This is a genomic window from Paenibacillus sp. GL_099_B (genome assembly GCF_057835695.1).
On sequence record NZ_CM174430.1, the window covers coordinates 3,819,464 to 3,835,959 of the forward strand.

The 16,496-nt window shown below is 44.1% G+C and carries 8 protein-coding genes; all 8 read right to left on the reverse strand.

The annotated features are described in order from the left end of the window. Positions 1–287: 287 nt before the first annotated feature. Positions 288–5,351 (reverse strand): golvesin C-terminal-like domain-containing protein, encoded by a 5,064-nt coding sequence (locus AC3ITG_RS17350; RefSeq protein WP_489250792.1) that lies wholly within the window; start codon positions 5,349–5,351, stop codon positions 288–290. A gap of 263 nt (positions 5,352–5,614) precedes the next feature. Further along, entirely contained in the window at positions 5,615–6,823 is a 1,209-nt protein-coding gene (locus tag AC3ITG_RS17355; protein WP_489250793.1) for an SGNH/GDSL hydrolase family protein, read from the reverse strand. A 17-nt stretch (positions 6,824–6,840) separates the two neighbouring features. After that, positions 6,841–9,072 (reverse strand): FAD-dependent oxidoreductase, encoded by a 2,232-nt coding sequence (locus AC3ITG_RS17360; protein ID WP_489250794.1) that lies wholly within the window; start codon positions 9,070–9,072, stop codon positions 6,841–6,843. Between the two features lie 84 nt (positions 9,073–9,156). Then, on the reverse strand, positions 9,157–10,779 hold the full coding sequence (locus AC3ITG_RS17365; RefSeq protein WP_489250795.1) for a response regulator: 1,623 nt from the start codon (positions 10,777–10,779) through the stop codon (positions 9,157–9,159). Beyond that, a complete protein-coding gene (locus AC3ITG_RS17370; RefSeq protein ID WP_489250796.1) occupies positions 10,779–12,446 on the reverse strand; it encodes a sensor histidine kinase in 1,668 nt (555 codons plus the stop codon). The genes AC3ITG_RS17365 and AC3ITG_RS17370 overlap by 1 nt, the downstream gene beginning before the upstream one ends. Positions 12,447–12,613: 167 nt before the next feature. Further along, a complete protein-coding gene (locus tag AC3ITG_RS17375) occupies positions 12,614–14,200 on the reverse strand; it encodes an extracellular solute-binding protein (protein WP_489250797.1) in 1,587 nt (528 codons plus the stop codon). A gap of 65 nt (positions 14,201–14,265) precedes the next feature. Next, positions 14,266–15,135 carry a carbohydrate ABC transporter permease gene (locus AC3ITG_RS17380; RefSeq protein WP_489250798.1) on the reverse strand — a complete coding sequence of 290 codons (870 nt, stop codon included), beginning with the start codon at positions 15,133–15,135 and terminating at the stop codon, positions 14,266–14,268. A gap of 13 nt (positions 15,136–15,148) precedes the next feature. Then, positions 15,149–16,096, reverse strand: a complete 948-nt coding sequence (locus tag AC3ITG_RS17385; protein WP_489250799.1) for an ABC transporter permease — start codon at positions 16,094–16,096, stop codon at positions 15,149–15,151. Between the last annotated feature and the right edge of the window lie 400 nt (positions 16,097–16,496).

Sequence of the window (16,496 nt, forward strand, 5' to 3'; positions counted from 1 at the left end):
ATCCTTTCTTCTTGCATCCGACATTCCCTGCACCATTTTGCAGGCATTGCTGCTTCATAATTTCCTGACCTGTCCCATTAACCTCTACATGATGATACATATTATGTTGATTCTACTCTAGAAATAGGATGGGGACCATGTTCTTGTCCCTCGACATAAAAAAAGCCGAATGGATCGTTCTCATCCACTCAGCTCTTAGGGTTATTTAACAATAACTTGTATAACATCAATTCAATAACTCACATGTACACTAACTGGCATCATGTAAACATGTCGCAACACCTCTATTATTCAGAAAGTGTTGGTTCACCTGGCGCCTCACTTGCAAGCAGCTCCGAACCATCGGAATGCCGTTCGAACATAACTGCGTCAACCCTCGTATAGATCATATCCGCAGGAAGCGTTGGCGGGTCTACCGTTGTAGGAGTAACCCTGGTTAACCGGACATACTCGCTACCGTCACCCGTAAAGTCGAACGTTCCTAGATTAACCCACCCCGATGAGCCGACCGATGCATCGATATAGGTGACTTCGGTACCCGTCTTATGCTTCACTTCTACTTTGACATTATTATCGTTTGCCGTCGTATGAACGAGCTTGTAGATCGAGACCGTATATTTCCCCTCTGGAAACTGGCCTTTCCACGTTGCTGATGATCCTTGAACTGTAGAGTAACGGGACTTAACCCCAATTTTGTATCCGGCTAAATTGCTTTGGCTCCAAGACCCTTCTGTCGTGTATAACCCAGTTGTATTTGTACTATCGACGATAACCGTTAGGTCCTTGATCGTGATGTTCAAAGGCGGTGTGGTTAAGGTCACACCATCAATCGTTACAGTAGCCCATACCTCAATGTGATCCGTGTCTCCATCGAGATTTAGAAGGGTCAACAACCCACTGCTATCCACTTCGGCCAGATCCGTACGATCAACGAAATACTGAACATTGGCCTGTGTTAGATCACCGATCAAACCGTTATCCAAATAGCCGGTTACGCTCAGTTGTGCGGTTTGAGTCATCTGCAACTCGTTCCGATCGGACAGGATCACAGCAGACTCCAATTGCGGTATCCTGTTCGGGTCCACCCACATGATCGCATCGGCAACGACCCTGGACTTGTTAGCCTTGTTGGTTAGCTCAACGTACCCGCTATCGCCTGCAGCAAAAGGATAATCCCCTAGGTGCACCCAAGTACCATTCGCCGTTGTCTCATCAACAGTAACCGTCTCGGAGCCTCCGCTGTAATACACGGTAAATGAGGCATTCGTTGCCCAATTTTCACTCGCAGCGGTGATTTGCGGAATCTTGTAATACACACTGTAAGTGACACTTTCTGCCAGCTCAGGCCGCCATCTCATTTTGCTTGTCGCTGTGCCGGCCGTAGATTTGGCATACACATAGTTATCATAGTAATAGTTGTCAGCCGTCGTATCCCTTATCCAGACGCCTTCTGTCTCCGCCTCCGTATTATCCACAATGATAGATGAACTATCCTGCCCACCGGGTTGGACTGGAGTTTCCGTTACCTGATCAGGCAGATAGAGTGTCCGCTTGCGGGTCTGTTTCCCCTCCGATTCCACGTAATAAGTGAAAGTTTGTGATAAATCGTTTACCCGTATCGACCATTCCATCGGGTATATCGTATCTGGGATGGTTGTATACGTAGCCCCACCGTCCAAGGAATAATGGATTGTCGCTGGTTTCGTCGTTTTGGCCTGCACATAAGCATCATAGGCCGTTTCGTCAGGCTTAACCATCAGCATGCCTTTAACCGCATCAATTGGACTGTGGATATCGAAGAAATAGCTTGCATCCGATGTATCAGCCGTTCTGACCTGATGCAGCGGCACATCAATATCGAGACCCTCTACAATGATCGCGGTGATTCCCTTGCCTGAAACCGTAGCTTGAATGATTCCGCCACTCATAACTGCTTGCTCTGGTGTACCATTGTCGCGGATGATCGTTACGGTATAATCTTGTGCCGGGTTGAATCCAATGATTTGTTCATTCAATTCGATCGGAGTCTGAACTTCTTCTGACGATGCATTGCTTAGGCCGATGTAGAATTTATCCCCGCTCTCACCCGTTATCCAGTTCAATTGAGGATGATTAGTCTTAATAATCCCCTTGGGCATCCAGAGCCAAACGTCGGAATTACCATAAAATTGACCTGGTTTATTCCCATAGAGGTGATATTTGAACCATAAAAAATTCGTTTCAAATACGGAAGGAAATGTAATACTGCCATTTGATTTTAATGATTGTTCGCTGATCAAATAATCCATCGTTTGCCCAAGCTGCCCCGGAATATGGTGATAATAGATGGATGTAGCCCCGCTTGGGCCTTCCAGAGGAAAATCCGGTTCAAGTTGGCTAACGGCAAATCCCTTATAGTAATAACCTGGATAACTGGAATATCGACCAATAACCGCATTATGAGCAATATCCTGCAGCAGTTTATCACCTGTATACTGCGCCAATCTCAGCATGAATGGGGCTTCCTGAGCATTCATCCGATAATAGCCGGTTGTACTTCCCGCTTCAAACGTCAATCCATTGGGAGAAACCAGCCAACTATCCGCTTGAACGCCTCCGGCTATATCTTCTGGAAGCTTGAGCCTAGGATATTGAAATTTACCACTTTCCGGCCAATGGAACGACTCCGCGTAATTATACGTCTCAGGCTGAGGAATCGTAACGTTACCTTCAGGAACTGGACGAGCAACGAACATGGTTGCATACCGTTTGGCTTCCTTATAAGCGGCATTCAAGTATTTGGGATCCTGAGTTTCCTCATAAAGCTCCAAGATCTCCATCCACAGCTTGCTATAATAATAAATGAACTCATTTTTACTCACATCCACAGATGTAGGCGTATCGATATATTGCATGATATAACTATCGGCTGCATCCTTGGCAGCCTGCAAATACTGCGCCTCTCCCGTCATACGATACATCATCAGGGGTTGAATGACAGGCCCCCGGTCTTTCTGGTCAGGATCACGCATGAGATACTCTTCCTGTGCCAGCGCCCCAATTCCTGCCGAAGTGCCCATCATCTGATTGACAGCGGCTACGCTTGAAACATCGAAAGGCAGAGTAGCCATTTTCCATAAGGAAGGCACACCGTATACTTTTTTCTGCGTCGGCGACCAACCGATACCATTTCGCGATACACCATACTGGACGGACGGCAGTGCTCTCGTATCGTATAGCTGGTCATCCCCAGTCAAATAGTAAGCCCCCAGAAGAACCGCATTCGAGCTTGTTCGAACGCTATCCTCGTTTTCGATATCAATAAAGCCCTTGGCACGGCTCCACCACCCGCTGGGTGACGGGACATAATTAACAGAGTCGTCCCCTTGCGGCTCAATCTTAAGCAAATCGATCATATTGAACATCGCGTCAGTAAGCGACTGATCTGACACATTTTCGCGGTATGCTGAATAACCGTACTCATTGCGAAGAATATCCGCGTAGGACTCATACAGATTGCTTTTTTGAGCGATTAGCCCCATATGAAATTGATAAGTGCTTTCTGCAGTCATTTGAGAATAAGTCCCTAATTGAGGCGCATACAGGATTGGTTGCACGCTGCCTTCGTTGTTGACCAGGCTCATGCCAAGCCGTTGTTTCGTAACGCCTCCCGTCGGTTCAAATTCAACCGGAAGCTCTGCCGAAGGTACAAATACGCCATACGTCAATGGATTACCCGAACCATCATTCTTCTCAACCAGGCTCATCGGAGCGCTCAGCTCTCTCAAGCTTGTTGATTCCACCGTACCTACCATTTTGGCATGCGACCTGAATCCATTTAACACTTCATTGATGCCGGAGACTGCCTCTGTTGTGAAGGACTGATATCCAATCACATAATTACCGTCGCGGCGAGGCGTAAAGGCGAAAGAAACATCTGGTTTTTCCCCTGCCATGGACCAGTTCACTTCAAAATCGTAATCACTGCCATGCGTAGAATCGGTTAATACCGCCGTGTGGCTGTCTGGAAAATGGACCCCGTCGAATGTAATCCAGTGTTTGTTCATCGTATCGTAGTAATTGGTTCGGCTGCCCGCATTCCCATCCAATAAGACCCATTGCTCCTCAAGTCTTTCCGACACATTATTGATTGGCATCCAGTTTCCCGTGTCCGTGTTCTTGTAGAACATGTCACGAACGATGGATTTGCCCCCATCCCATGCTGCCTCATAGAAAGTCGCCTTATAGTTAGCATTTTCGATGCTGCCTTTTTCCGTGTAACTGAGATTCGCTAAGGTACGGCTCCGCAGCGGGGGCAACGGCGGTGCTTGCTGCCGGATATTCCCTTCGAACTTGACTGCATCGGCCCTAGTAATAATTGTACCCGTCGTAGGTTGCGTTCGAGTCAGCCTGACAAATTCGCTATCATCACCACTAAACTCGTACTCCCCCAGATCCACCCATCCAACCGATGGACCTGACGAAGGTCTTAGATCCATAAACTTAACATCCGTTATCCCGTTATGAACAATCTCAATCTTCACATTACTATCTGCTTTATCCGCCCAATCCAGCTTATAGAACGATATTCTCGCCGTCCCTGCTTCCAAGCGCGGATTCCATGTGATAGTTCTACCTACGGCATCCGTATATTTGGAACTGGAATTATTGTATCCCTTCACTCCTGCGCTTGTGGTCCAATAAGGAGCGGAGAACCCGTTATTGACGTTGCCTGAATCAACAGTGACGACATTATCAATCGTAAGGCTTCCATCATCAATGATGATCGTCTTATGTGGCTCTTTCTGCCTTATATTCCCTTCGAACTTGACCGCATCAGCACGCGTAAGGATCGTGTTCGTGGTGCCGGTAGACCGGGTCAATTTAACGAATTCTTCACCAACCCCGGAAAAATAGTACTCTCCCAAATCAACCCATCCCGAAGGAGCGCCAGATGAGGGTCTTAGATCCATAAAGACTACATCCGTCGTTCCATTATGAACAATTTCGATTTTCACATTGCTATCAGCGTTATCCGCCCAATCCAGCTTATAGAACGATATTCTCGCCGTCCCTGCTTCCAAGCGTGGATTCCATGTTATCGTTTTGCCTACTGTACTCGTATATTTGGTGCTGGAAAGATCATACCCCTTCACCCCTGTGCTTGTGGTCCAATTTGGAGCCGAATATCCATTGTTCTCGTTACCCGCATCAGGTTTCACAACATCATTAATCTTAATGCTACCGTCATCGATGATAATCGTCTGATAAGGTAAGGTCTCCGCATAAGCGGCCCTTATTCCGATCAGGCTGGAAGGAACTCCTATCGTCAACATGAAAACGATTAAGAAAAACAGCTTCCTTTTGACCATACAACTCACAGCCTCTCCTATTAATGATAACGCTTCCAAAAAAAAGATGCCCTTTTGCTCAAATGATCGTAAAAAAGCAATTAACCTTATCCTTCTGGCTAATCCCGCTCTGTCGTTTTTATCTTAGCATGTCACATCACCGTGAAATTTCTTTCATTTTAAGAATTTCTTATAAGATTTTAAGTAAAAAAAGAAACCTACATCCTAATTGATTGCTCAGTTGCATTCAGATAGAATATAGGTCTTCCAAGTGGACTAATCAATTATAATGGCGGCTGCACCAATAGCAACTTCCCAAGCTGAATGACCGTTTGATCATACCAAGCCGGATGTTGCCGAACATGTTCCATACTTCTTTCATTGCCACTTGCCTCAAACACGGCCGCTTTGTCTGTCTTCTTGTGATCGATTTCGAAGCAAACCGTATGTTTCCCATTCTGTAGCTCCGGTAAGAAAACATATTGATTTCGATTATGATCGTTATATGAAGTGAATCGATCGATAAGAAAGGGTTCCTCTCCATCCACCGACACCTTCAATCTGCCGGAATCCGGCCCCCCGATATCGAATAATCCGATGTGGGTTCCCTCAAACTCCACTGTGATCGTCTCTCCGGGATCGACTGCTCGCCATAGACCGGGGAACAACCAATCGTACTCACGCACTAAAGGAAAATCATCAGGGGTCATGTAAGACCACCCCGCGGAAAAATGAGTAAGACTATCCAGTGGCAGCATAGTTGCATACTCCCAAGGATTGGCCGGGACCAATGGGTCCTGCGGCAAGTGATGCTCGACCTTTCCCACGTGATCTCGAAGTTCGCTCATTTTCTCAAACGACCGGGTGATTGTATCCGTGTAGATCTGGTGTCCTTCGGGAATCGTTGGATGGATCGAATCATGCGTAAAAATAACGGCTCCGGGAATAGACACGTCTGCTCTTAAGGTGAAAATGAGCTTTCCATCCAAAACCAATTGACTGACCGCTACGCCCAGATGAATCGAAGGAATGCCGTAATAGTCGGCGACTTCCTCTTGCATACGAGCGCCCTTCTGGTATTGGCCGGATTGAAATGAGGTCAAATCCCGTTCCTTAACCGTATACACAAACAGGATATCGGTAAACCGGCTCCGTTTGCGAATCTGTCGGACAATGCCTTCGATCCGCGCCTTGGATTCGGGAACTCCGCCATCGTTACCAACAAATTCAACAAACACGAGATCAGGCTGATGACGCAGTACATCTGTCTCCAAACGGGCGCAGCCGAGGTCCGATCCTGTCCCATCAATGCCTGCATTCACAGAGCGGATATCTGCATTGGGATATTGCCCTCGCAGCCAATCCGCCGTCATGACCCTGTATCCTTCAGAACGCGTATTACTGCCGCCAAAATAGACAATTGTTACTGTTTCCCCATTTTCCAACTTTTGAATGACATTAGGCAGCCCTCTTCGAGGGAAAAATTCCTTCATCGTGACTTCACCCGCCCTCACTTAGCGTTTTTAGGAGCAAAAAATTTTACAGCAAACACTTCATAATAAGGCGAACCATACGTTGCACAGAAATCAAACCGGATTCGGGTTACACCTTTTTCATGCACCTGATGTTTATTCAACGAAAGATAATTATCACGGATATTAATTTCACTCTCGGTTCCATCTTCTAAGGTTAAGATCACATCATAATCTTGGATAAGTGGCTCGATCGGATCGTCGAAATGCTCCAAATTCAGCTGTGAATTGAAAACAAGATGGATTTCTTCCAGATTCCTGGGGCTTGCAAAACCAAATTCCAACCATTCCTGTCCTTCCGTACGTTCAGAAATCCAGCCGTTCGGCAGACCATAAGGTCTGGAGAAGCCGTTGACGACATTCTCAGGGCTATACATATTTTGGGAAGGTTTCAGATCCTTGAAGCAAATACTCTTATTAAGCTTCTTCAATTTGGATGGCTCTTCTGGTCTATAATAGAAGCTCACCGCCCCTGTCATTTTTTCTTCATTGCCATATACGGCAAGGCTCGCCGTACCTTCCAATACGATGTAGATTTTGTCGTCAGCCGGCTTCTTGCAGCTGAGGTCCAGTGTAATCCAGTCATCGTGACCCGCTGAAATAACCAAGCGGTAGTTTTTTAGCTCGCTGGTGGGAATATAGTTCTCCTTCCGTTCCCCGCCAAATAGCTTCACTTGCAACGTTTCCGAACTCTCGGATCTATTTTTAATTTTGATCTGCACACTTTCAGCCACGGATGTCTGAATTGGCAAAACCAAACATAACGCTTTCTCCAAGGAGATCTCTTCGGTTGGATGAAGATGTTCATAGCTTCGCTGAGACGAGGCACGAATCGTTAATCCGTCAGCGAAATAAGAATCCAACTGCTCTTGAAGCCCTACAATCGTTTGCCCGTCTCGAAGCAGCTGCGTCTGAAGCTCACCCATATGCGCTTTGACTATGTCCGCGGGGTCTGTATCATATTTTACGCATAACGCAGCAGCCGTTCCTACCGCCTGCCCCATACAACCACAGGTTGCCATCACCCTTGTAGATCCGAAAGCCACATGGGTAGCGCTTATATTGCGGCCAGCGAACATGAGATTAGGAATATTATGTGAAAATAAGCTGCGGAAAGGGATATTATACAATCCCGGCACGAAATTCCACGCTGTAGCGGGTCCCTCATCGTAGATGCCTTTATTCGCATGCAGATCCATATACCAACCTCCGACGGATACAGCATCTTCGAAATGAGTCTTTGCTGTAAGATCGTTCTGAGACAACATGTGTTCCCCTATAAACCGCCTCGACTCCCGTTTTCCCGGAATCGGGCATACATAATCCAAGATGAGATTGTCTACATCATCAAACTCGCCGCTATTTTTGATATAATCCCATATCCCGTACACCAATTTCCGCAGTTCCAATGCGATGTCTTCATTATTCTTGATAATATCCATATGTCCGCCGTATTCCAGCCACCACAATCCGCCAAGTCCATTGATTTTCCTTGGAAAAGACCGATGGTTTAATCCTTTTCTGATACTATCGAAAAACTCCAGCTTCGTGATATCATACGCAAAGCCAGGCCTTTTGTAAGGAACGGAATAGTTTACGTCACGGGCTTGAAACAGAATCGTATCGCCCATCGTGTAATGATCCGCCACTTCTGGAGCAAGCTCCTCCTTGTATTCATGCTTCGCTTCTCTTCCCCATCGGAAGTCAGCACCTGCTTGGTATCCAACAATTCCATCACCGGAGCAATCGATATAGGTTGGGCTTTCAAAACGAAATTTTCTTTCGGAAGCTAATTGAAGGCCCTCCACCCATTGAATTCTGCCGTTCTCCATGCCCGTTTCATGTATACATGTATTCAGAAATAGAGAAATGTTAGGCTCATCATAAACCATGTCGAGCAAGACCGTATCCGAAAGCGAAAGCATAAGCTTCTTGTTGTATAACGGATTATAATGAAAGATCTTCAGCTTAAGTTCTTCTACCAACCCGCCCTCGCGGGCATAATAGGATGGACTATTTCCGAGATATGCCGACCCGTTGATATGAACTCTGACCTCGCTGCTCGCATTTCCCCCAAGCACCGGCCGATCATTAATAAGTGAAACCTGCAGACCTTGGCGTGCAGCTGCAATGGCAGCGCATATCCCTGCAATACCTCCACCTACGACGGTTACATCTGCTTTCATAAGCTCCATTTTGATAACCTCCATGATTAGATGCTCCTATCATGGTAATGGTTTTGGCCCCTTTTTTTTTACAGGATTTCACGAAAAAATCATACATTTTTTGTATTCTTATTTGGATTCGTACCGTGTCATTTTTATCCGATATTGCTTAGGTGTATCACCCGTATATTCTTTAAACAGTTTGCAAAAGTAACCTTCATTGACGATGCCTACTTCCTCGCACAATTCCAATAAAGAATAATCCCGGACGTTTAACAACTCGAGAGCGAGATGGATTTTTTTACGGTTGATGTAGCTGATCACGCCTTCGCTCATTGTTTTTTTGAATAAGCTGCTAAAATACGATGGCGCTAGATTCACTTCCTCCGCAATTGCCTCCAACGTTAAGCGTTGTTTCAGGTTTTTCTCGATAAAATGCATAGCACTCATGATTTCTGCACGATGTAATAGTTGGCCCGCTTGTACGTATTCGAATGTGAAGTCACCAATATAGGCGAGCTGCTCCTGAAAAGCCATAAATTCCATGGGGAAGTCTGGGACTTCCGTGGCCATCTTGTTCCCTGATTTAAACTTTACGGTAATGTCTCTGTACAAGTCTCTAATCATTGGCGCCATGATGGACTTGTGGATTTTATGGTCCGAAACAAATTGAGACAGATCGGCAAGTGCATTCTCCAGCTCTTCCTTGGAAATCTTCCTTTTCATCCGTATAAGAAAATCAGCCAGCTTCTGCTGAAAGTCTGCTTTTTTGTCATTATGGTATTGGAACCGATGCATCGGTGTTTTTACTACTTTCTCGGTATGATAATAGAAATCCTCACTCACATTTTTAGCTTCCGTGTACGCCTGTTTGATCGATTCCCAGCCTCGGTGTGGACCGCCAAAAGCGACAGATACCCTTTGATTCAAATATTGATGCAAATGAGAGACGATCTGCCCTCCCAAGGATAGGCAAGCATATTCCGTTTCCATATCACTGCGGTTATTTTCCCAGGATAGAAAGCCAATAAAACAATTATCGGACAGATCCGCAGCTACCCCACTACCACCATTCATCACCGTTTCTTCGATGATATTCGTAATCGCATATTTCAAGATGTTTTGATCTGTGGCTGCGTATTCGTTTCGGAAACTTTCATACGTATTCATTTCAACGATGAAGCAGCAATAGTTGGCTTGAAAGAAATGAAACTGCATGCGATTAGCAAAATCCGATGCCCGATGAGAAGGAATTTCGCCTCTGATCAGTTCGTTGAAAAATTGCTTGCGCACTCTATATTTGTTTTCAAGCACGGATACGTTTAAAGATTGAAATTCCGCTTCTTTTTTCTTAAACTCATTTAAAATTCCGGCTGCTTTATCCAAAGCTCGATTCAAATCTGCTTCCCTCAGCGGAACCTTTACAATGTACTCCAATACGTTGGCTTGAATGGCTCGCTGGGCGTATTCAAAGGATGAATAGGCGGTCAAAAGTATGTATTGCGTATGGGGGAGCTCCGCCTTGAGCTGCTCAATCATGGAGATTCCGTCCATTCGCGGCATAACGATATCGGATATGACGATGTCCGGCTTAAGTTTTATGATCTCCTCGATCCCATTCAGCCCATTATTCGCTTTGCCCACTAGAACAAATCGCTTATCCCTATGAGAGAGTTCATTAAAAAACAATTCCAATCTTTGAATGATCAGGTCTTCATCGTCAACAATGAAGCAGGTATAGTCTCTCACCATTATGCATCTCCTTTTTGCAATTCTGCCGGGAATAAAGCGCGTATACGGGTTATTTCCTTAGGTATGCTAATGATTTGCAGTCCGAATTGATTGCCATAGTGAAGTCTTATTCGGCCATGAATATTATTTAGCCCGATCCTTTTCCTTTTTAATTCCATTTCACTCGGTTCTGAGATTAAAATATGCTTTATTTTATCAGCTGGAATCCCCTCGCCTTGATCAACAACTTCTATGATGACGATACTGTCCTCCCTGTACGCATGAATCGTAATAGGTCCCTCAATTCCCCCTCCGTTATAACCATGGAAGATGCTATTCTCCACAAGAGGCTGCAGCAGCATTCGAAAAACCGGAAAATCCATTAACCCTGCTTCGATATTTTCAATCAAGTGGAAGTTTCGGTTATACCGAACGTTCTGGATCTCGATATAGTCCGCTACATTACGTAGTTCCTGACTTAAGGAAACCTTCTCTGAAGCATCGTCTATCCCGTATTCCAATAATGAAATGAGCGATCCGATCACCACATCTACTTTCTCTATTTGTCCGAGACGTATAACGTTGCTGATCGAACCAAGTGTGTTATACAGAAAATGAGGGTTAATTTGAGACTGTAGCACCTGGATTTCCAACTTCCGCTCAAGCTCATTATGAAGTTCCGCTCCCCGAATCAGTTCCACAATTTGCTGCAGCATACGATCGAATGCTCGTGAAAGATCTCCAAACTCATCGTTTCGATTAACCGTAATTGTCGTTGTGAGTAAACCCTGCTCCACTTGCTTCATTTTTGTTTTGAGTGTATAGAGTGGTTTCCTTATATATTTGGCAACCAAAAAAGAAATGATCAAACTTAAGAGAAGACCTGCAGCTAGAAGCTCAATATAATAGGTTTCCAATCTGGACAAAGCTGCTTTCAAGCGTGATTCATCATTGATTGAGATTATGGTCCAGTTGAATTTCTCCGTCGGTTTTTTCAGAAGGGAGACCGGAATGCCATCCATGGTATGCAGTTGAAGACTTGTTTCTGTCGTATCCAGGATTTGTTCAGCTGACGTTTCCCCGATCGAAAACGTATGATCTTGAATATTCAGTAGTCCTTTATTTTCAGAAAATCCGGCAATGATTTTACCTGACGCTGTGATCAGAGCCAGATTCATTTGTTCTTGTTTATTAATCTTGAACAAGGTTTCTTCAATGGCATTTAGATCCAAGTCAACCGCAATGGCCATTGGAAACGGAGCACCGTTTAGATATCGAACCATCGTAACGGTCCAGCCAGAATACTTCGATTTGTATGGTTCACTAACAAAGGTAGTCCTTCTGTTCTTATCAGCCGCATCAAACAAAGGTTCTCTTTCAGATAAAGGTTCATCGAATATTCGAGTAGCTGTACTTCCGCCTAGAATGGATAAATCGCTTTTGATCAAATAAATATTACTGACGTAATTACTATTGAGTTCATACAGTTCTCTTAATTGCTTTTTAATCACTTCCGCATTGTCAATATTGGCTTTCACTGATGTTTCGACTGAGAAGAGAATCGTCTGGAAGGAAGAAAAATTAACAGTGAAGTACTGGTCTACCTTGTCAAGGATTTGGTTGGTGTAAAAAATGTCATTGGTTCTTATTTCCTTTTGGACATAGCGATAAGACAATTGGCTTATCAAGATTATGCACCCTAATACAAATGCAAACACGAGAAAAAATAATTTTAAAGGCAAGCTGATTCTTCTTCGCATCCATCATCTTCCTTTTTAGTTCCGTTTTAAAATAAGAATAGCATATGCTAATAAAGAGAGGGGCTACGAATAGCCACTCTCTTTATTTTTTTATTTTACTTGATAAGGCCGGCTTCTTTAAATTGTTTGATTGCTGTTTCCTTATATTTCTGCATGTCAAACTTGGTATCCAACGTTTGGAGGAAATTGTCCCAGTTGGAAAGAGGCTCTTTGCCCGTCATAAATTTAACTAAACTTTCATTAATGAAACGTGTGCGGTCAGCATCCAAGGTATCGCTGGGGTCTGGGGTCAATAAATTTCCGGGCAACGTTGGCCCCACATATTGCTGATTGTCCTTGAAAGCTTCCGCCGTCTTAGGATTCTGGAAGCTGAAGTACTCCGCATCATCACCACGGCGTGGCATTCTATAATGATCGACCCACAGGTACTTCTCTTTCATTTCCTTCGATAACTCGGAGGTTTTATTTTTGATCTTGCCGTCCACTACATCCCAATGAATACCTTTAATTCCGTATGCAAAATTCGGATAAGCTTCTTCGTCTGTAAAGAGATAATTCAGCATGGACAAGATCCGAATGATTTTGTCCTTATCCGCTTTCGCGGAAATGGCCCATGAATTGCCTTGGAATGATTTTCTTTCTACAATTTGATCCCCGTAAGGACCTTTCATCGGAGGAATGACGATCCATTCCGGCACCTCGCCACTAATCTCTTTCATTTTCTGCTGATAATCCGGCTCCAGCCTACGGGCATCTCTGATCATGAAGCCAACTTTACCCTTAAACATCTTTTGGTCTAACAGATCAGGTGAATTCATCGTCACCCAGTCTGGGTCTACCACGTTGGCTGCCATCATTTTGTTAATGTAAGCAAGCGCCTCTTTCATTTTGGGATCGATAAACAGGAATATCGGTTCATTATCTTTTATTTCGATGGCCGAAGGAGGATTGACGCCAAACATCCACATCAAGCTATCGAAGCCGTAGGTTTGCAGATTACCTTCTTTGTTCATACCGCCGATGAATCCGTACGTATCGTTTTTGCCATTACCGTCCGGGTCTTTCTCTGTAAAGGCTTTCATAACTTCGAACAGCTCATCCGGTGTCGTTGGCACTTCCATATTCAGCTTTTTCAGCCAATCATTACGGATGAAAAAGCTTCGACTGATACCGTTTACATTATCATAGCCTGGAACTCCAATCGTTTTTCCTTGATAGGACATTGCTTCCCAGGAGTCGTTGCCAAACCGTTTCTGTAATTCAGGGAATTGATCCAGATACGGTGTCAAATCCGCAAGAACGCCTTGGTCGTAATATTGCGCCAGATCAGCCCGACTCTTCAAGAAGATCAAATCTGGAATATCTCCGCCTGCAATGAGCGTATTCAGTTTGGTTGTTGCTTGCCCAGCTTGAGGAATCATCATATCCAAGTCGATGTTCATCTCTTTTTCCAACATTTGACGTTGAACATCTTCATCACGTGGAGGTACCGGAGCAGCAGCGTTGAAAGTGCCTTGGTTAAACATTGAGATTTTCATTTTGGTTGCAAACTGGCCAGACTGCCCTTGCGAATTACTTGAAGCTGTCGATGTAACTTCTTCATTTCCCCCACATCCTGCCAGTAGCGTTCCCAATCCTAAGATTGCCGACAGAATAGCAAATGAAATCTTCTTACGCTGCATATTGACCTCTCCTTTGCTTGTATATTATCACGGTTTCACCGTAATAAGTTAGGTTGGAACACCTTTTAACCTTTAACGGATCCCAAGAGCACACCTTTAGTAAAATGTTTTTGTAAAAATGGGTAAACGATCAAAATCGGAATCGTAGTCACAACAACTGTAGCCATCTGCACAGCGAATGTACTTACAGCTCCGGAATTGGCGAGCGACTCAGCGCTTTGTGTTGCGACGTTAAGCAGGATGTTGCGCAAGACTACTTGAAGCGGCATGAAGTTGGAATCATTAATATAAACAATAGCATCGAAATAACTGTTCCAATGTCCCACTGCGTAAAATAAAGAAATAGTGGAAATGACGGGCAAAGACAGTGGTAAAATGATCCGCCATAACGATTGAAGTTCACTTGCACCGTCAACCCTCGCTGATTCCTCGATTTCACCAGGCAATTGCTCGAAAAAGCCTTTAATGATCACCAGATTAAATGCACTAATGAGATTTGGAATAATCAATACCCACGGACTGTTTAGCAACCCCAGAGAGCGAATTAGTAGATAAGTCGGAATTAACCCCCCACTAAACATCATGGTAAACACAATGAATAGTAAGAACGGACTGCGTCCCGGCAAATATTTTTTGGATAACGGATAAGCTGCTAAGACCGTAAAAAACACATTAAGCATCGTGCCTACAATCGTTCGAAACAACGTAATTTTATACGCCTGCCAGATCCCATGAGAGATGAATACTTCTTTATAGGCCAGAAAGGTAAAAGATTCTGGTATAATAACGATCCCTCTTCTTAACACTTCCGATTCTGGCGTCACTGAGACAGCAATCACATATAGAAAGGGTAGTAAGCAAAGTAGTGATAAAAAAATAAGAATCACATAAACGATGGATTGCCAGACTTTTTCCCCGATTGTCAAATTGATCATTTTAAAAACCACCTCACCAAATTTGCCCATCGAATTTTTTGGCGAGCTTATTGGCTGCCAAAACTAAACCAAATCCAATGACAGCTTTAAACAATCCTACAGCAGTAGCCAAGCCAATCTTAAGACGCTCCAACCCTTCACGGTATACCCATGTGTCGATAATGTCGATCTTCTCCTGGTTAAAGGTGTTGGCAAACATAAATATTTGGTCAAATCCAGCATCCAGAATATGGCTTAATTTAAGGATCAGCATCAGAATAATGACTCCACGAATGCCGGGTAAAGTGATATGCCAGAGCTGTCTCCATTTGGAAGCGCCATCCATTCGAGCCGCTTCATATAAGCTTGGATCAATACCTGCTAATGCGGCGAGGTACAGTATCGCTCCCCATCCAATGTCCTTCCATATTTCAGATGCGATGACCAGCAGTCTTCCCCAAGCAGGCTCCGTTAGAAATGAAATGGGCTGAAAACCACTTTCCTTCAAAATCATATTAAAAAGGCCATCGCCTGGGGCTAATAATGCTACCATCAATCCATATACAATGACCCAAGACAGAAAGTGGGGTAAATAAGTAATTGTTTGTACGATTTTCTTAAACCAATGGGTATGAACTTCATTGAGCAGTAAAGCAAGTAAGATGGGAGCTGAGAAACCGAACAATAGCTTATAGAGCGATATAACAATCGTATTTTTCATGATGTCCCAGAAATAAACGCCGTTCATAAAATCCGTAAAATTTTTGAATCCCACCCACGGGCTATCCCATACTCCCAAAGCCAGGTTGTAGTTTTTAAAAGCAATCAATATTCCCGCCATAGGAATGTATTTGAATACGGCAAAGTAAATTAAGGCCGGTAATAAGAGAGCATACATCACTTTATATTTTTGGATCGTCCTTATCCATGACTTCCGCTTTTTGGAGAGGGGAATGGCGTCCGCTGCCAATTTCGCTTGCATATCATCACCTCGTCTTTATTTGTATTTGTATATTAGCACCCCCCTATCGGATAAATTTCTGAAATTTCAAGAATTTCTTATAAGATATTAAGGAAGTGTGCCTTGGATCGTTCCAAGAGCTCATCCCGGGAAGCGGGACAAGAACTTGTACCGCTAAAATGCATACGAAAATGAATCGAAGTTTCAAATCAATAACGTTGAGAATTAGCAAAGCCAGTTGCTTTATATTTGCAAAACAGTTCTGGAGCAGAAAATACTTACACAGCAGAACCATCTACTACCACAACTATTGATGGTAAATATCAATTAACAACCCATATTCAATATGGAGAAAAGTATCCAAGAAGTTTTTTAAATATCATTACACCAGATGGTCAAAGGCAACTCGAACTTATATTCA

Excerpts from the sequence above, each read along its gene's own strand:
- AC3ITG_RS17360 (WP_489250794.1), bottom strand. The coding sequence starts at position 9,072 with ATGGAGGTTATCAAAATGGAGCTTATGAAAGCAGATGTAACCGTCGTA.
- AC3ITG_RS17375 (WP_489250797.1), bottom strand. The coding sequence starts at position 14,200 with ATGCAGCGTAAGAAGATTTCATTTGCTATTCTGTCGGCAATCTTAGGA.
- AC3ITG_RS17385 (WP_489250799.1), bottom strand. The coding sequence starts at position 16,096 with ATGCAAGCGAAATTGGCAGCGGACGCCATTCCCCTCTCCAAAAAGCGG.
- AC3ITG_RS17365 (WP_489250795.1), bottom strand. The coding sequence starts at position 10,779 with ATGGTGAGAGACTATACCTGCTTCATTGTTGACGATGAAGACCTGATC.
- AC3ITG_RS17380 (WP_489250798.1), bottom strand. The coding sequence starts at position 15,135 with ATGATCAATTTGACAATCGGGGAAAAAGTCTGGCAATCCATCGTTTAT.
- AC3ITG_RS17350 (WP_489250792.1), bottom strand. The coding sequence starts at position 5,351 with ATGGTCAAAAGGAAGCTGTTTTTCTTAATCGTTTTCATGTTGACGATA.
- AC3ITG_RS17355 (WP_489250793.1), bottom strand. The coding sequence starts at position 6,823 with ATGAAGGAATTTTTCCCTCGAAGAGGGCTGCCTAATGTCATTCAAAAG.